This window comes from Sphingomonas sp. ABOLE (assembly GCF_003950455.1).
GTDB classification, from domain to species: domain Bacteria; phylum Pseudomonadota; class Alphaproteobacteria; order Sphingomonadales; family Sphingomonadaceae; genus Sphingomonas; species Sphingomonas trueperi.
On the sequence record NZ_QQWY01000042.1, the window covers coordinates 1 to 17324 of the forward strand.

The 17324-nt window shown below is 68.0% G+C and carries 15 protein-coding genes; 7 read left to right on the forward strand and 8 right to left on the reverse strand.

Annotated elements, in window-relative coordinates; all coding sequences use genetic code 11:
• The 4 genes from CA234_RS19780 to CA234_RS19790 all read right to left on the reverse strand — a co-directional run.
• Positions 1 to 870, reverse strand: an 870-nt coding sequence (locus CA234_RS19780; RefSeq protein ID WP_164521885.1) for an inorganic phosphate transporter, incomplete at its 3' end; no start/stop codon positions are given.
• Positions 871 to 948: 78 nt separating this feature from the next.
• On the reverse strand, positions 949 to 1140 hold the full coding sequence (locus tag CA234_RS24470) for a hypothetical protein (protein ID WP_164542699.1): 192 nt from the start codon (positions 1138 to 1140) through the stop codon (positions 949 to 951).
• A gap of 107 nt (positions 1141 to 1247) precedes the next feature.
• Positions 1248 to 1949 (reverse strand): hypothetical protein, encoded by a 702-nt coding sequence (locus CA234_RS19785; protein ID WP_126002570.1) that lies wholly within the window; start codon positions 1947 to 1949, stop codon positions 1248 to 1250.
• Positions 1946 to 3526, reverse strand: a complete 1581-nt coding sequence (locus tag CA234_RS19790) for an EAL domain-containing protein (protein ID WP_126002571.1) — start codon at positions 3524 to 3526, stop codon at positions 1946 to 1948. Before CA234_RS19790 ends, CA234_RS19785 begins: the two co-directional genes overlap by 4 nt.
• A 131-nt stretch (positions 3527 to 3657) precedes the next feature.
• On the opposite strand from CA234_RS19790, the gene CA234_RS19795 reads away from it, so the two are divergent.
• Positions 3658 to 5967: a UvrD-helicase domain-containing protein gene (locus CA234_RS19795; RefSeq protein WP_126002572.1), complete on the forward strand. Its 2310-nt coding sequence runs from the start codon at positions 3658 to 3660 to the stop codon at positions 5965 to 5967.
• Positions 5968 to 5976: 9 nt separating this feature from the next.
• Here CA234_RS19795 and CA234_RS19800 read toward each other — a convergent pair whose 3' ends face one another.
• A complete protein-coding gene (locus CA234_RS19800; protein ID WP_125977075.1) occupies positions 5977 to 6318 on the reverse strand; it encodes a WYL domain-containing protein in 342 nt (113 codons plus the stop codon).
• A 177-nt stretch (positions 6319 to 6495) separates the two neighbouring features.
• Between CA234_RS19800 and CA234_RS19805 the strand changes: the two genes are divergently transcribed.
• The 5 genes from CA234_RS19805 (at position 6496) to cysK (ending at position 11375) form a co-directional block, all read left to right on the forward strand.
• Entirely contained in the window at positions 6496 to 7020 is a 525-nt protein-coding gene (locus CA234_RS19805; protein ID WP_125977076.1) for a glycine zipper 2TM domain-containing protein, read from the forward strand.
• A gap of 237 nt (positions 7021 to 7257) precedes the next feature.
• A complete protein-coding gene (locus tag CA234_RS19810; protein ID WP_241213595.1) occupies positions 7258 to 7452 on the forward strand; it encodes a YdcH family protein in 195 nt (64 codons plus the stop codon).
• Positions 7453 to 7676: 224 nt separating this feature from the next.
• Complete coding sequence (locus tag CA234_RS19815; RefSeq protein ID WP_126002573.1) at positions 7677 to 9071, forward strand: MFS transporter; 1395 nt, start codon at positions 7677 to 7679, stop codon at positions 9069 to 9071.
• A 64-nt stretch (positions 9072 to 9135) separates the two neighbouring features.
• Positions 9136 to 10458 (forward strand): MFS transporter, encoded by a 1323-nt coding sequence (locus CA234_RS19820; protein WP_126002574.1) that lies wholly within the window; start codon positions 9136 to 9138, stop codon positions 10456 to 10458.
• Positions 10455 to 11375 (forward strand): cysteine synthase A, encoded by a 921-nt coding sequence (gene cysK / locus CA234_RS19825; RefSeq protein ID WP_126002575.1) that lies wholly within the window; start codon positions 10455 to 10457, stop codon positions 11373 to 11375. The genes CA234_RS19820 and cysK overlap by 4 nt, the downstream gene beginning before the upstream one ends.
• 137 nt (positions 11376 to 11512) lie before the next feature.
• On the opposite strand, the gene CA234_RS19830 is transcribed toward cysK, so the two are convergent.
• Together CA234_RS19830 and CA234_RS19835 are read right to left on the reverse strand one after the other, a co-directional pair.
• Positions 11513 to 12145, reverse strand: coding sequence for an OmpA family protein (locus tag CA234_RS19830; RefSeq protein WP_126002576.1), 633 nt, complete (start codon positions 12143 to 12145; stop codon positions 11513 to 11515).
• Complete coding sequence (locus tag CA234_RS19835; protein WP_126002577.1) at positions 12142 to 13959, reverse strand: sodium:proton antiporter; 1818 nt, start codon at positions 13957 to 13959, stop codon at positions 12142 to 12144. The genes CA234_RS19830 and CA234_RS19835 overlap by 4 nt, the downstream gene beginning before the upstream one ends.
• Positions 13960 to 14161: 202 nt before the next feature.
• Here CA234_RS19835 and CA234_RS19840 point away from each other — a divergent pair, with 202 nt between their 5' ends.
• The gene (locus CA234_RS19840) at positions 14162 to 15505 is read left to right on the forward strand and encodes a cell wall hydrolase (protein WP_241213596.1); all 1344 of its coding nucleotides are present in this window, start codon (positions 14162 to 14164) and stop codon (positions 15503 to 15505) included.
• Here CA234_RS19840 and CA234_RS19845 read toward each other — a convergent pair.
• Positions 15502 to 17304, reverse strand: a complete 1803-nt coding sequence (locus CA234_RS19845; RefSeq protein WP_125977084.1) for an acyl-CoA dehydrogenase C-terminal domain-containing protein — start codon at positions 17302 to 17304, stop codon at positions 15502 to 15504. The genes CA234_RS19840 and CA234_RS19845 overlap by 4 nt on opposite strands.
• Between the last annotated feature and the right edge of the window lie 20 nt (positions 17305 to 17324).

Sequence of the window (17324 nt, forward strand, 5' to 3'; positions counted from 1 at the left end):
GTTGAGCGCATAGGCGGTGGGAGCGCAGCCGATCAGGATCAGCATGATCAGCCCCATGCCCTTCTGGCCGTCGTTCGAGCCGTGGAAGAACGAGACCGCGGTGCAGGTAGCGATCAGCAGCGCGCGAATCCCGCGCGGCGGCGGCGCATTGCCTTCCGGCGCCCGGAACAACGTCTTCCGCTTGGCGAACACCACCCGCATCACCAGGAGGAGCAGCAGCGCGCAGGCGAAGCCCATCAGCGGGCTCCAGAACAGCGCGGAGAATACCTTGGTCGCCTGGCCCCAATCGACGCCGGCGGTGCCCCCGCGCGATCCGCCGAGGATCAGCTGGTTGGCGAAGCCGACGCCCAGCACCGATCCGATCAGCGCATGGCTCGAGGAATTGGGCAGCCCGACATACCAGGTCGCCAGGTTCCACAGCACGGCGGCGCTCAGCAGCGCGAAGATCATCGCGAAGCCGGCCGAGGACCCGACGTTGAGGATCAGGTCCACCGGCAACAGAGTGACGATCGCATAGGCGACCGCGCCGCTCGACGTCATCACGCCCAGGAAATTGAAGAAACCCGACCAGACCACGGCGAACTGTGCCGGCATCGAGTTGGTGTAGATCACGGTCGCCACCGCATTGGCGGTGTCGTGGAAGCCGTTGACGAACTCGAACCCCAGCGCGATCAGCAGCGCAAGCCCGAGGAACGCGAACACGCCCAATGCAAGCTGCTCGCCCGCCTGGCGAGTGTCGACGACGATGCTCCACCCGGCAAAGGCCAGGCCGCCGACCAGGATCGCGACGAAGAGGAGCTTGGCTATGGGGTGAGTCTTGTCGGTGAATCGGGGACTTCGCGGCAATTCTGCCGACGGAGCCTGGTCCATTGCTAGCGTCGCCATGATGTTAGCGCCTTTGGGGATGGCTTGTGACGGGGTGATGACAAAGCATGGCGGCCACAGGGCTCAGCGCAGGCATTCGGTGTGCCGGATACGCACAAGCTTACCGCTGGAATCCCGTTCTTCCTGCCGCCCAGGCACGCAGGCGGGATCTTTCGTCGGCGGCGCACGCCAAGCAACCACCGCTGCGACGATGGCGAGCGTCAGCACCGCTGCTAGCCGGACCTTCGTCCGGCGCGAGGAAAACCAGTTTGCCATGGGTTAATCTGACGCCGCCCATAGGCGCCGCATTGCGCCAGGGCAATCCGCCGCACGATGCACCGCTCGGAAATTCGGGTTACGGCAGTAAGCGACCCGCGCGGTGCTCAGAAATCGAGTTGGGCAAATACCCGGGGGCCGGAAGGCGCACCGCCGCCAGCGACCCGTGCCATCCAGGCAAGCCCCAGCTCCAGGCCCGAATGCGCGCTGCGATAGGTCAGGCTGGGCCCGATGTAATGCTGCCCGGCGGGCGCCACATCGTCATCCCCGGCAAGTCGAACGGCGCGGCCGGAGACCTCGATGCCGTACCAGAGCGGCGCAGGCCCGTGCTGGATCGACGCGACATAGTCGAGGCTCGTCCCCGCCTCGCCCTCCTCGCGCCGGTGGCGGAACATGACGTTGGCCTGAAGCCACCAGCGCGTGCTGCGCGACTCGGCGATGCCGCGGAGCTCGGTTCCGGCATACCGCCCCGCACGATCGACCGAGACCTGCCCCATCATTCCCAGCCCGACCGGCCGATCGTCCGGCTCGATCAGGCGAAGCAGCGCGACCGCGGAAAGGCCGTCCAGTTGCAGATGGCCGTCCACAGCTTCCACCTCGGCCCCCACGCCGAGAGCCCAGTGGCGGCCGACGCCGCGGCCGATCTCGAGCTCATGGCCGTCGGCACCGCCATAGGCACCTGAATATTGCAGCTGCCATTCGCCCGCCCCGGGTTCGAGCTGCTCGATCTGCTCGGGCCCACTCTGGGCATGCGCGGCAGCCGGCAGGGCGAGCGCGGCGATCGCCCACCCCCACCCCCGCCACATCATGCGCGATCGACCTCGGTCGGCCCGTCGCTGCGCTGCTCGGCAGCGCGGGGCGCCGGATCGGCGACCGGCCTGGGGCGACCATAGAAGAAGCCTTGCGCCTGCTCGCAGCCCATTTCGCGCAGCGCCTCTGCCGCAGCGGGTGTCTCCACGCCCTCGGCGGTCACCGGCATGCCGAGCGCCCGCCCCAGCCCCGCCACCGCCCGAACGATCTTGCGGCTCTCCGCCGAGTCCATCGTGCGGACGAAGGAGCTGTCGATCTTGAGATGGTTGAAGCGCAGCTGGCGCAGATGCGACAGGCTCGAATAGCCCTTGCCGAAATCGTCGAGCGCGATGCGGATGCCGGTGCGCTGCAGCGAGCGGAACAGCTCGCTCACCGCGTCGATATCCTCGATGATCGCATTTTCCGTCACCTCGACGATCAGTCGCCCCGGCGCGAACCCGGTCTCGCTGAGCACCGCGAGCAGCCGCGCCGACAGCCAGGGGTCCTTGAGCTGGATCGGCGAGATGTTGATCGACAGCGTCGCATCGGGCGGCCAGTCGCGCGCGGCGATGCAGGCCTGGTGGAGGATCCGCACCGACAGCATGTCAATCAGGCCGAGATCCTCGGCGATCGGGATGAATTCGTCGGGCGCGATCATCCCGCGCGTGGGATGCTGCCAGCGCGCGAGTGCCTCGTAGCCGACGACCCTGCCATCGGCGAGCGCCATCACCGGCTGGTAATAGGGCATCACCTCGCCCCGCTCGATCGCGCCGCGCAGATCGGCCTCCAGCGCCGCCCGGGCGCGGAGCCGCGAATCCATCTCGGTCTGGAAGAAGCGGCAGGTGCCCCGCCCGGCCCGCTTGGCCTCGTACATCGCGACATCGGCGGCGCGGAGCAGTTCGTCGGCCTGGAGCGCGTCGTTCGGGCTGCGCGCGATGCCGATCGTCGCGCCGATCTCGATCGGCCGATCGCCGACCTGATAGGGCGCGCTGACCCCGCGGATGATGCGTGTCGCCAGCCTTTTGGCGGTATCGCTGCCGTCGCCATGGACCAGCGCGAGCACGAACTCGTCGCCGCCCACCCGCGCGAGCAGGCCGCCGCGCGCCAGCGTGGCGAGCCGTTCCGCGACCTGCACCAGCACGGCATCGCCGGTTTCATGGCCATGGACGTCGTTGACCGGCTTGAAGTGATCGAGATCGATGCAGAACAGGCTGCACTGCGCGCCCTCATCGGCGGCGCGCTCGATCAGCAGCGGCAGCTCGTCCTGCAGCACCCGGCGATTGGCGAGTCCGGTCAGCGGATCGTGCCGCGCGAGCTGGTTGGCCCGGGCTTCCGCCGCCTCGCGCTGGTCGATCTCGCGGGCAAGGTCCGCGGCACGGCGTACCGCGAGCACGATGAAGCCGATGCCCGACAGCGCGAGGGTGATGAAATATTCATCGAGCTGCCACGCCTCATGCGCGGCCATGAAGGCGAGCAGTTGCTCGAACATGTCCGTCCGATCGAAAAACGTCGCGGCCAGGGCCGCGCTGCCCAGCATCACCACGGCCTCGATCGGCCGGATGACGTGGTGGCGAGTCTTTTTGGACGGCCGGCGCATGCTGTCTCCACGGCCGGGGGGCCAATTTCATTGTAGAGCAGATATGCAGAGCGCCGCTTCCGTAGCGCTACGGAGGCTCTCCACCCTTCCGGCGCTTGCCCCCGCCGGCGACGTTCCCTAGTTGTTCACGGATGTCGCTTGCCCCTACTCCCCAGGACGCGCCCTATCTGCAGGGCCTGAACGAACCCCAGCGCGAGGCCGTGCTGACCACCGAAGGCCCGGTGCTGGTGCTGGCCGGCGCGGGCACGGGCAAGACCGCAGCGCTCACCGCCCGGCTGGCGCACCTGCTGTGGACGCGAAAGGCCTATCCGTCGGAGATCCTCGCCGTCACCTTCACCAACAAGGCGGCGCGCGAGATGCGCGAGCGCGTCGGCCGGTTGGTTGGCGAAGCGGTGGAAGGCATGCCCTGGCTCGGCACCTTCCACGCGATCGGCGCGAAGATGCTCCGCCGCCATGCCGAGCTGGTCGGGCTGCAGAGCAATTTCACCATCCTCGATACCGATGACCAGCTCCGCCTGCTCAAGCAGCTGATCATCGCCAACGATCTCGACGAGAAGCGCTGGCCCGCGCGCCAGCTCGCCGGGCTGATCGACGGCTGGAAGAACCGCGGGATGATCCCCGCCGACCTCGACGCCGGCGAGTCCGAGAGCTACGCCAATGGTCGCGGCCAGTCGCTCTACGCCCAGTATCAGGAGCGGCTGCGGCTGCTCAACGCCTGCGACTTCGGCGACCTTCTCCTCCACATGCTCACCATTCTTAAGACAAATCGTGAAGTGCTGGACCAGTATCAGAAGCGCTTCCGCTACATCATGGTCGACGAGTATCAGGATACCAACTCGGTCCAGTATCTGTGGCTGCGGCTGCTCGCGCAGGAGCGCAAGAACATCTGCTGCGTCGGCGACGACGACCAGTCGATCTACAGCTGGCGCGGCGCGCAGGTGGAAAATATCCTGAAGTTCGAGAAGGACTTCCCCGGTGCCGTTGTGATCAAGTTGGAGCAGAATTACCGCTCCACCCCGCATATCCTCGGCGCCGCTTCGGGCGTGATCGCCAACAATGGCGGGCGGCTCGGCAAGACGCTGTGGACCGAGGTCGACGTCGGCGAGAAGGTCAAGGTGCTCGGCGTGTGGGACGGGCCCGAGGAAGCCCGCCGAGTCGGCGAGGAGATCGAGGGGCTGCAGCGCGGCGGGCTCAGCCTCGACGCCACCGCGATCCTCGTCCGCGCCCAGCACCAGACCCGCGAGTTCGAAGACCGGTTCATCGCGATCGGCCTGCCCTATCGCATTATCGGCGGCTTCCGCTTCTACGAGCGCCAGGAAATCCGCGACGCGCTCGCCTATCTCCGCGTCGTCGCGCAGCCCGCGGATGACCTCGCCTTCGAGCGCATCGTCAACGTTCCCAAGCGCGGCCTCGGCGACAAGGCGCTGGCCAAGGTCCACCAGTTCGCGCGCGCGCAAGGGCTGCCGCTGGCCACGGCCGCGGCGCGCATCCTCGATACCGACGAACTGACCCCGCAGGCGCGGCGATCGCTCGGCAACCTGATCGGCGACATGGCGCGCTGGCGGAGCATGGGCGACGACCTCCAGCACCCGGATCTTGCCCGCATCATCCTCGACGAAAGCGGCTATACCGCGATGTGGCAGGCCGACCGCACCGCCGAGGCGGCGGGGCGGCTGGAGAACCTCAACGAACTCGTCCGGGCGATGGAGGAGTATGAGAGCCTCTCGGCCTTCCTCGAACATGTCAGCCTGGTGATGGACAACGAGGCCTCCGCCGAGGAGCCCAAGGTGACGATCATGACGATCCACGCCGCCAAGGGGCTGGAGTTCGACACGGTCTTCCTCGCCGGCTGGGAGGAAGGCATTTTCCCGTCGCAGCGCGCACTCGACGAGGGCGGGCTGGCGAGCCTCGAGGAGGAGCGCCGGCTCGCCTATGTCGCGATCACGCGGGCGCGGCGGCGGGCGATCATCCTCCACGCCGCCAATCGCCGCATCTACGGGCAATGGACGTCGAGCCTGCCGAGCCGCTTCGTCGGCGAGCTGCCGCCCGAGCATGTCGAGTCGGAAAGCACGATGACCGGCGGCGAGAGCCTGTGGCGGGCGAACTGGAGCGAGCGGAGCGATCCCTTCGCCGACGTCTCGCGCGGCGCGGGCCGGGGTCCGGGCTGGCAGCGCGCGGCGGGGGTCGATCCGAAGAACCCGGGCGGCGGCTTCACGCCCCGCACCTTCACCCGCGACCAGCCGCGCGTGCTGGAAAGTCGTGCTTCGGCGGTCAGCTTCGGCGCCAAGCCGCGCGGCGACCTGTCGCTCGGCATGCGCGTGTTTCACCAGAAGTTCGGCTATGGCACGATCGCCGAGATCGAAGGCAACAAGCTCGAGATCGATTTCGAGCAGGCCGGTCGCAAGCGCGTGATGGACAGCTTCGTCAGCGTGCCCGAGTGACCAACGAGGTCAGGCTTCGGGCTCGACCTTCATCAGCGTGTTGCCGACATATTTGTCGAGCTCGGGATCGAACATCTCGCCGATCTCGAACGCACGATCGAGCACCGAGACTTCCTTGAGGCCGTCGACCTTGAAGGTGGCGATCTTGGGCTCGCGCGGCAGCATACCTTCGCGCGAGACGATCTGCGCATCGGTGTAGAGCGACTCGTTGCGCGTGTAGAGGATGTACGGCGCGACGATCATCCGCGTGCGATTATAGGTCACCTGCAGGCACCGCAGGCGGACGATGCCTTCCAGCACGAAAGGCGTATTGTTGACGGGAGCTTCGGTCACGGCGGCGCTAACGTTCATGAGACAAATATGATACCAATGCTGCAGGGCAGCAAGCGCAAACCGCATATACCATCGGACACTCCCCTCCCAGCCTTGTTTCGCGCATAGCTTCGTTCAGCCGCGCTTCACGCGCAAGGGCGGATGGAACCGCCGACCCGGCCACTGCGCCGGCCGGGGTGAATGAAGGAGACTCGCATGAAGCATGTCCTGGCCCTGGTTGCCCTCGCGACCGCAGGCCTTTCGGTCGCCGCGCCGGCCTCGGCGCAGCAATATGCCTCGCCGGACCAGGAGCGCGCCCGCTTCGAAGCTGCGCGCGATCGGTTCGACCGTGAATATCGCCTGTTCCAGCAGGCCTCCGAGCGCTACGCCAATTACAGCGACTGGCTCGCCCACGCCCCGCCCCCACCGCCGCGGGTCGACATTCGCGATGAAGGCGATTGGGAGCCGTCGCGCTACTACCGTCCCGGCGGCAGCGAGCGCGTGCTGAGCCGCGACGACCGCGTGTATCGCGGCGACGACGGGCGCTATTACTGCAAGCGCCCGGACGGCACCACCGGCCTGATCGTCGGCGCGGCGGCAGGCGGCCTGTTCGGCAACGTCATTTCCGGTCGTGGTTCCAGCACCGTTGGCACGCTGCTGGGCGCGATCGCCGGTGGCGCGATCGGCAACTCGGTCGATCGGAACAACCAGATGAACAACCAGGACGTGCGCTGCCGCTGAGGCGCGCTCCGGGGCTTCGCACATTTCCGTCGCGAAGCCCCTTGTCCTTCGACGACCCATGCCTATGTTGAACCTGCGGGACCGGGCCCCTCTGGCGGCGGCTTCACCTGAAGCCCCGTGATGTCGGACCGCATCGAGCGTGCTCGGTGCAGGATCGGCGGTGTTCTCCCACTCCCTCGCACCACCCTCTCCATCGGGCCGCTCGATCGATGCAATCATCGATTTGGAGCCATGACGATGACGATTGTTGAACGCCTGATCGCCACCCACCGGATGCTCGAGCGCGAGATCCGCAGCGAATTGCGCCGCCACCTGCCGGACGCGTTCCGCCTGGCGCAGCTCAAGAAGCACAAGCTTGCGGTGAAGGACCGGCTGCACCTGCATCTACCGGGGCCGGCCGCGCGGCTCGCGCTGGTGCCGAGCCGCCGCTGAGCGACGGCGGGCTGGGTCCGGCGATCGCCGCCGGACCCTATGTCCTCAATGCCAGAAGATCAGCAGCAGGATGATGATGGGAAGCGGAATCCCCAACAGCCACAATAGGATGCCCTTGCCCATTTCAATCTCCTGAAAGCGTCGTTTCGCGTTCGACTAAACCATGGTTTGGCCCCGTTGTTCCGGGGTGGGAACCGAGCGCGCGCTGGTGCACTAAGCTGGCGATGCAAACCGACGGCCTTCCCATGCCCCGTCGCCTCACCGCCATCGCCGCCCTGTCGTTCGGCACGGCGCTGGTGGTGATCGACGGCGCCATCGCCACCGTGGCGCTCCCCACCATCGCGCAGGACCTGCACGTCGACTCTTCGTCCGCCGTGGCCGTCGTGACGGTGTATCAGCTGGTGCTGGTCATGCTGCTCCTGCCCTTTTCCGGACTCGGCAACCGGGTGGGCCTCAAGCGGCTGTACCAATGGGGCCAGATCGTCTTCACGGTCGCGACCATCCTCTGCTTCTTCGCCAAGAGCCTGCCCTTCCTGCTGATCGTCCGCGCCGCGCAGGCGGCGGGTGCGGCGGCGGCGCTCAGCGTCTCCTCGGCGCTGGTGCGCCAGATCTACCCCGCCAAGCAGCTCGGGCGCGGGCTGGGCGTCAACTCGGTGGTCGTCTCGGTCTCGGCGGCGATCGCGCCGACGCTGGGCGGCCTCGTGCTCGCGATCGGACCCTGGCCCTGGGTGTTCGCGTCCGCGGTCCCCTTCGCGGTTGCGAGCCTGTTGCTCGGTCGCTCACTGCCCGACATTCCGCGCTCCAAGGCGCCGTTCGACGTGCTCGGCGCCGTGCTCTGCGCTACGATGTTTGGGCTGGTGATCGGCGGCGCGGAAAGTGGCGTCCATGGCGACAGCCCGGTCGTCTCCGCTGCGGTCGTACTGGCTGGCATCGCGATCGGCGTGATCTTCGTCCGCCGCGAGCAGGGCGAGGCCGAACCGATCCTGCCGGTGGACCTGCTCGCCCGCCCGGTTCTCGCGCTCTCGACGATGGGCGCATTCACCGCCTTCATCGCGACGATGACGCTGCTGCTCTCGCTCCCCTTCCGGCTCCAGCACGGCTATGGCTTCGCCCCGTCCGAGGTCGGCGCGGCGATTGCACCCTGGCCGCTGACCACCATGTTCGTCGCGCCGCTCGCCGGCACGCTGTCCGACAAATATCCGGCCGGCGCGCTGGGCGGGATCGGCATGGGCATCGCCATCGCCGGGCTGGTCGCCCTCGCCTTCCTGCCGCACGATCCGAGCTATTTCGACATCGCCTGGCGGATGTCGCTCACCGGCGCGGGCTTCGGCATGTTCCTGTCGCCCAACGCCCGGCTGATCATCGGATCGGCGCCGGTCGAACGCGCGGCGGCGGCGGGCGGGCTGATCTCGACGACGCGGATGGTCGGCCAGACCACCGGTGCAACGCTGGTCGCCGCCCTGCTGGCGATAGGCGTCGGCGCGGGCATGACACCAGCTCTGGTCGCCGCGGGCCTGGCGCTGATCGCCGGTATCTGCAGCCTCGCCCGCCTACGCCCCTCGGTCCGCAACCCGGCCAAGGCCGAGGCAGATCAGGCCCAGCCCGCGCAGATGGGGTAAAGCTTTAGCCCCTCAAACCACGGAAGCATTGCGCAGGGCAGGGCACCGCGCCAAGAGCGAGACCATGTCACCGCATCCGTTCGCCATCGGCAATTTCCGCGCCTATTTCGTCGCCCGCCTCGCCGCCACTCTGGGGCAGATGGCGATGGTGATCGTGATCGGCTGGCAGGTCTACGACATCGCCCGCCGGACGATGAGCATCAAGGAAGCCGCCTTCCAGCTCGGCATGATCGGCGTCGCGCAGTTCCTGCCGCTGCTGTTCCTGTCGCTGTTCGCGGGGTGGGTGGCGGACCGGATCGACCGGCGCTGGATCGCGCGCGCGGCGGTAGCGCTGGAGGCGTTCTGCGCGCTGGCACTCGCCTGGCTGACCTGGCAGCAGACGATCACCCTGCCCGCCCTGTTCAGCATCGCCGCCCTGCTCGGCGTCGCCCGCGCCTTCGCCAGCCCGGCGCTGGGTGCATTGGCCCCGAACCTCGTCCCCAAGGCCGTGCTGCCGACCGCGATCGCGCTGAGCTCGCTCGCCTGGCAAAGCGGTACCGTGATCGGCCCGGCCATGGGCGGCTATCTCTACGCGGCCGCCTCGTGGCTTGCCTATGCCGTGTCGGGCGGGCTGTTCCTCGTCTCGCTGCTGATGCTGTTCCTGATCGGCCCGGTGCCGGTCGCCAATCGCAAGTTCACCGGCAGCCCGTGGTCGCAGATGGTCGACGGGCTCCACTATGTCCGTCGCAACCGGCTGGTGCTCGGCGCCATCTCGCTCGACCTGTTCGCGGTGCTGCTCGGCGGCGCGACGGCGATGCTGCCGGTCTATGCGCGCGATATCCTGCAGGTCGGGTCCGAGGGGCTCGGGCACCTTCGCGCGGCCCCCGCGTTGGGTGCGGTGGTGACGGCCCTGTTCTTCTCGTGGCGCCCGCTCAAGACCAATGTGGGCGTGAAGATGCTGGTCGCGGTCGCCTTGTTCGGCCTGGCGACTGTGGTGTTCGGCGCCGCCGCACCGCTGCTGGTGCCGGTGCTCGGTCCCAAGGCGGTCGGCACCGACCTGTCGCCGGCCGTGCTGATCTCGCTGGCGGCGCTGTTCGTGCTGGGCGCGGCCGACATGGTCTCGGTCTATGTCCGCCAGTCGCTGATCCAGCTCTACACGCCGGACGAGATGCGCGGCCGGGTCGGCGCAGTCTCCACGCTGTTCATTTCCGGCTCGAACGAACTGGGCGAAGCCGAAAGCGGCTTCCTCGCCGCGCTGATCGGGCCGGTCGCCGCGGTGATCGGCGGCGGCGTCGGCGCGATCCTTGTCACGGTCCTGTGGTCGAAGCTATTCCCTGAGCTCAAGCGGGCTCGAACCTTCGATCCTCCGGCCACCCTCGAAGTTCCTCCCAAGGAGATGACGACATGAAGGCCAACACGATCCTCGAGACGATCGGCAACACGCCGCACGTCCGTATCAACAAGCTGTTCCCCGGCGCCGAAGTGTGGATCAAGTCCGAGCGCGCCAACCCCGGCGGCTCGATCAAGGACCGCATCGCGCTGGCGATGGTCGAGGCGGCCGAGAAGGACGGCAGCCTCCAGCCCGGCGGCACGATCGTCGAGCCGACCAGCGGCAACACCGGCGTCGGCCTGGCGATGGTCGCGGCGGTGAAGGGCTACAAGCTGATCCTGGTGATGCCGGAGAGCATGTCGCTCGAGCGGCGCCGGCTGATGCTCGCCTATGGCGCGAGCTTCGATCTCACTCCGCGCGAGAAGGGCATGAAGGGCGCGATCGAGCGCGCGCTGGAGATCGTCGAGAGCACGCCCGGCGCCTGGATGCCGCAGCAGTTCGAAAACGCTGCGAACATCGACGTACATGTGCGTACCACCGCACAGGAAATCCTGAACGACTTCCGCGACACGCCGATCGACGTGATCATCACCGGCGTCGGCACCGGCGGCCATATCACCGGCGTGGCGGAAGCGCTGAAGAAGGAATGGCCGAACCTGAAGGTGTTCGCGGTGGAGCCGGAACTGTCGCCGGTGATCTCGGGCGGCCAGCCGGGTCCGCACCCGATCCAGGGCATCGGCGCGGGCTTCGTGCCGAAGAACCTGCACACGGACGCGATCGACGGGGTGATCAAGGTCGACGCCGCCGTCGCCAAGGACATGGCGCGCCGCTCGGCCGCCGAAGAGGGCATGCTGGTCGGCATCTCCTCGGGCGGCACGCTGGCGGCGATCCTGCAGAAGCTGCCCGACCTGCCCGACGGCGTCCGCGTCCTCGGCTTCAACTACGACACCGGCGAGCGCTATCTGAGCGTGCCGGACTTCCTGCCCGAGAGCTGATCGGAGGTCGAGGGCGCGGCCCCTCCACCCGTCATCCCGGCGAAAGCCAGGATCCATTCGCCACTCGGTTGCAGCAAGAGCCGTAACGCTGAGGGCAATGGATCCCGGCTTTCGCCGGGATGACAGCGCGTTGTTTTCTATTGCGACTTGGAATCGACGATCGAGTCCTCGACCGCTCCGTTGTCCGGAACGGCTGCCGCCGGCTCCGTACCTGCGGGAAGCGCCACATGGACTTCGACCCGCCGGTTCTTGGCCCGCGCCTCGGGATCATCGCTGCCGTCCGCCTTGGCATTCGGTACCAGCGCGCGGGTCTCGCCGAACGCGATCACGGTCATTCTGCCGGCCGGCACGCCCTTCGTCAGCAGATAGTCACGGACAGCCTCGGCCCGCTTGCGCGAGGCGACGAGGTTGTCGCGATCGTTGCCGCGCGTGTCGGTATGGCCGCTGATGGTGATCGCTCCACCGGCTGCCATGGTCGCGTTGGCGAGCATCTCGTCGAGGAGCTTCCTGCCGGCATCGTCCAGCTTGAGGCCAGAGGCGCCGAACGGCACCACGAGATCTACGGGCTTGAGCTCCGGCTTCTCCGGCTCGTCCGGCACCACTTCCGGCCGCAGGATCGACTTGGGAGCCTCGGCCGCGCTGTTGTTCGCGAGTCCGTCGTCCTCGGCGAGGATGCTCTTGTTCTCGGCCGCCACATTGTCGCGCGCGGGCTCCCGCACATTGCAGCCCGCCAGCGCCACGGCGAGCCCCAGCATCGCCCATCTGCTCATGCAACCTCCTCCTGCAGTCGTCGCGCCGCCGGCATGGGGGGCACGTACGAGATGATCGTGTCGCCGGGCTGCGGCGTCGGCCGGCTGGCGTGCGAGAAGAAGCGGATCAGCCCGCCCTTGCGCACCAGCAGCAGCATGTCCGCCGCGTCGGGCAGGTCGGCCTTGGCGGCGTCGAAGTCGAACTGTTCGGTCAGCCGGGTCTTGCGGAACGTCCAGCCGGCCTGCTCGCGCTCGACGATCTCGTCGACGCCGTGCCCGCTGGTGAACAGCGCGCGGCCGCGCAGCGACTCCGGCAACGCCCGCGCATCCTCGTCATCGCCGCCGCTGCCGAGCTGGTAGACATTGTCGCGCCCCATCTCATGGGCGAATTCGTTGCAGACCAGCGCGTTATACGCCTCGTTGTCGCTCGTCGCGGCGAGCACCTGGAATTGCGACATGTCCAGCCGGTCCTCGGTCGCCTCGGCGAGGATCTCGCCATGATAGGTGGCGATGCCCGCCGAGCGCGCAGGCCGCAGCCGCTGCCAGCTGGTGTCGCAGATCGTCACCGGCACCTCGAGCTGGCGGAGCTGGTCGGCGAGCGCCAGGCTCCACGGCGTGCCGCCGACGATCAGCAGCCCGCGCTCGGTGGCGCCGGTCACCTTGAGCAGCCGCGCGACGGGGCCGATCGAGAAGCCGTGCGCGAGGATCGTCGCCACCACCACGGCAAAGGACAGCGTCACCAGGATCGATCCGTCGCTGTACCCCAATTTGTCCAGCCGCAGCGCGAACAGCCCGGAGATCGCCACCGCCACGATACCGCGCGGTGCGATCCAGGCGACCAGCAGCCGCTCGTTCCACGGCACCTTGGTGAAGGCGAGGCTCAGCAGCACCGTGATCGGCCGCACCAGGAACAGCAGCGCGGCGAGGAAGGCGAGGAAGCGCCACTCGAAGTGCCGCAGCACCTCGAAATCGAGCGAGGCGGAGAGCAGCACGAACACCCCCGAGATCAGGAGGACGGTGACGTTCTCCTTGAACGGGTGGATGTCGCGCAGCGAGTCCAGCCGCATGTTGGCGAGCGCCACGCCCATCACCGTGACGGTGATCAGCCCGGTTTCCTGCTGGATCAGGTTCGAGCCGACGAACACGCCGATGACGGCGACGAGCAGCACCGGCGCCTTGAGATATTCGGGCACATGCCCGCGCTGGAACGCCCAGCCGATCGCCTTGGCGACGACATAACCGATCAGCCCCGCGACCAGGCTCGCCGCAAGCAGCGACCCCAACACGCTGAGCAGCGTACCGCCATCCCCGGCGCGGCGGAGATATTCATAGGTCACCAGTCCGCACAGCGCGCCGATCGGGTCGTTGACGATCGCTTCCCATTTCAGGATCGCGCGCGGGCGCTGCGCGACATTGCTCTGGCGGAGCAGCGGCAGCACCACCGTAGGCCCGGTTACGACGAGGATGCCGGCGAACAGCGTGGCCACAGGCCATACCAGCCCGGCGGCATAATAAAGCGCCAGCGCCCCCAGCCCCCAGCCGATCGGCACGCCGAGCAGCACCAGTCGCGTCACCGCGCCGTCGGTGCGCCGCAGCTCGCGGAAATTGAGGCTCAGCCCGCCCTCGAACAGGATCAGCGCAACGGCGATCGAGACGATCGGCTCGAGCAACTCGCCGAACACCGCATGCGGCTCGATCAGCCCCGCCACGGGGCCGGCGAGCACGCCGGCGACGAGCATCAGTGCGATCGCCGGCCAGCCGGTGCGCCAGGCAATCCACTGCGCACCGATGCCGAGCGCACCGATCAGTGCGATGACGAGCGCGGGTTGATGCATCCGGAGAACATACCTTCTGTCATGCGCGAAGTCGTTACGCGCGCCGCCCTCAATACGGTTGCACCGCCGCATCGGTTCCGTTTCGCTGGCGATCGGAACTGTGTTGTTCCCAGTTCAGGCGCATTCGGATACAGGCGGCCTCCCTGATTTCGGAACATCGCCCCCGCCTGTGACGCCTGCCCTTCCCACTGCTTCTCCTCCCTTGTGGCTGCGCCTCGTCCTCGGCATCGTCGCGCTTGCCGCGCTGGTCGTGCCGACGCTGCTGGTGCTCAACGCGCCCAAGGTGCCGCACGGCGCCCGTCGCGCGCCGCCGGTAGCACTCCCCAATCGCGTGGTGCCGAAGGAAGAGCTGCCGCCGGTCGAGCCGGTCGCGATCGCCGATCTCGACCCCGAGGATGCCCGTGCGTTCAACGCATCCATTCCCTTTGCCACCGGCCCCAACCCCGCGGCGCGGCCCTTCCACCTCGTCGGCGCGGCCGACAGCCAAGAGCGCGCGGTCGACTGCCTCGCCGCCGCCGAGGTCTATGAAGCGGGTGACGATGCGCTGGGCGAGCGCGCGGTGGCGCAGGTGATCCTCAACCGCGTCCGCCACCCCGCCTTCCCCAAGACGGTGTGCGGCGTGGTGTTCCAGGGATCGGAGCGCAGCACCGGCTGCCAGTTCACCTTCAGCTGCGACGGCGCGATGCTGCGCTGGTCGCCGACGCCCGCCGCCTGGGCCCGCGCCCGCGAGATCGCGAAGATGGCGCTCCACGGCACGGTGTTCCGCCCGGTGGGCCATGCCACCCATTACCATACCGACTGGGTGGTGCCCTATTGGAGCGCGAGCCTCGACAAGATCGTCGAACTGCACACGCATCTGTTCTTCCGCTGGGCCGGCTGGTGGGGCACGCCGCCTGCCTTCAACCGCGCCTATGTTGCCGACGAGCCCAAGATCGCACTGCTCGGCCGGCTCTCGCCTGCCCACCAGGGTTTCATCGCCCCGGACGCGATCGATCCCGCCAGCCCGATCGGTGACCCCGGTGCAACCGGCCTACTGTTCGATCCGCGCAAGGCGGCAATGTCGCTGCCCGCCAGCGCGATCCCCGCGCCGACCCCGGGCGATCCCAACGTGTTCCTCGTGATCCTGCCCGAAGACATGCTGCCGGACCTGTTTCCCGCCGTCGCGCTCCGCGCCTGCGGCGACCGGCCCTATTGCAAGTTCATGGGCTGGGTGGATGCGACAAAGAAGCCGCCGCGCCTGCCGCCCAGCGGCGAACAGGCGGCGGCAATGTCTTTCAGCTATCTGCGCGACGAGAAGGTGCGTTACGTGAAAGCGCTGTGGAATTGCGACCAGTTCCGCAAATGGGACGGCACGCAATGCATGCGGCGCCCGCTGCCACTCAAGCCCCAGCCCCAGCCAACACCCAGCCCAACCGCCACGGCTGTCTCGACGTCCGGCGATGCGGCGCCGCTCGACGGCATCCGCCGCAAGGCCGCGCCCGCACAGAACAAGGCCGGCGCAGCGGCTCCCGCTACGCCGGCCTCGTCGGTCCCCAGCAGCGATTAGGCTGCCTTGAACATCTCCGGATCGAGCGCCATCACGCTCTCGCTGCCCGCCTCGATCTTGCGGCGCAGGCCGCTCGCATCGGGGAGGAAGCGCTCGGCATAGAAGCGCGCGGTGACCAGCTTGGCTTCGAGGAAGGCGACGTCCTCGGCCCCCTGCGCCAGCGCCTCGCTCGCCGCCTTGGCCATGCGCAGCCACATCAGGCCGAGTGCGACCAGGCCGGTCAGCTGCATGTACGGATAGGCGCCCGCGCCGACTTCGTTCGGGTTCTTGAACCCGTTCTGCGCCAGCCACATCGTCGCGCCCTGGAGATGGCCCAGCGCCTTCTCCAGCGCCTCGGCAAAGCCCGCGAGCTTCGCGTCGCCCTTGGCCGCGGCGACTTCCTCGCCGACGACGCGGAAGAAGGCCTGCACGGCGCGGCCGCCGTTCAGCGCCAGCTTGCGGCCGACCAGGTCCATCGCCTGCACGCCGTTGGTGCCTTCGTAGATCATCGCGATGCGGGCATCGCGGACATACTGCTCCATGCCCCATTCGGCGATATAGCCATGGCCGCCATAGACCTGCTGGCAATCGGTCGCGACCTTGTAGCCGATATCGGTGCCGACGCCCTTGATCACCGGGGTCAGCAGCCCGATCAGGTCGCCGGCGAGCTGGCGCTCTTCCTCGGTGGCGGCGGCATGCTCCATGTCGACCTGGAGCGCGCCCCACAGGCACAGCGCGCGCAGGCCCTCGATCTGCGCCTTGGCCTCCATCAGCATGCGGCGCACGTCGGGGTGGACGAACAGCGTGTCGGCCTTTTCCGCCGGCTCCTTCGGGCCGGTGAGCGCACGGCCCTGGCGGCGGTCGCCGGCATATTGGACCGCATTCTGCATCGCGACTTCGGCGATGCCGAGGCCCTGCAGGCCGACACCCAGCCGCGCGGCGTTCATCATGATGAACATCGCGGCGAGACCCTTCATCTCCTCGCCGACCAGCCAGCCGGTGGCCCCGTCATAGTTCATCACGCAGGTCGAGTTGGCATGGATGCCCATCTTGTGCTCGATCGAGCCGCAGGTCACCGCGTTGCGCGCGCCCAGCGACCCGTCGTCGTTGACCAGGAACTTCGGCACCACGAACAGCGAAATGCCCTTGGTGCTGTCCGGCGCGCCGGGCGTCTTGGCCAGCACCAGGTGGATGATGTTGCTGGTCAGGTCGTGCTCGCCCGACGAGATGAAGATCTTGGTGCCGGTGATGCTGTAGGAGCCGTCCGGGTTGGGCTCGGCCTTGGTCTTGATGAGACCGAGATCGGTGCCGCACTGCGGCTCGGTCAGGTTCATCGTGCCGCCCCATTCGCCCGAGACCATCTTGGGGACGTACTTGGCCTTCTGCTCCTCCGATCCCTTGACCAGCAGCGCGGCGATCGCACCATGGGTGAGGCCGGGATACATGGCGAAGGCCATGTTCGAGGCGATCATATATTCCTCGAACGCGGTCGCGACGACATGCGGCATCGCCTGGCCACCGAACTCCGCCGGCGCGCTCAGCGTGCCCCAGCCGCTCTCGACGAACTGCTGGTACGCTTCCTTGAAGCCTTCGGGCGTGGTCACGCTCCCGTCGGGGTGGCGGGTGCAGCCCTGCTGGTCGCCGCTATGGTTGATCGGGAACAGCACCTCGGCGACGAACTTGCCGCCTTCCTCCAGCACCGCGTCGACCACGTCGGGCGTCGCCGCCTGGAAGTGCGGCAGGTTGGTGTAGCGATCGAGCCCGATGACCCGATCGAGGACGAAGCGCGTGTCGCGCACGGGCGGGGTAAACTGCGGCATTTCAGGTTCCTCAGTGCTCG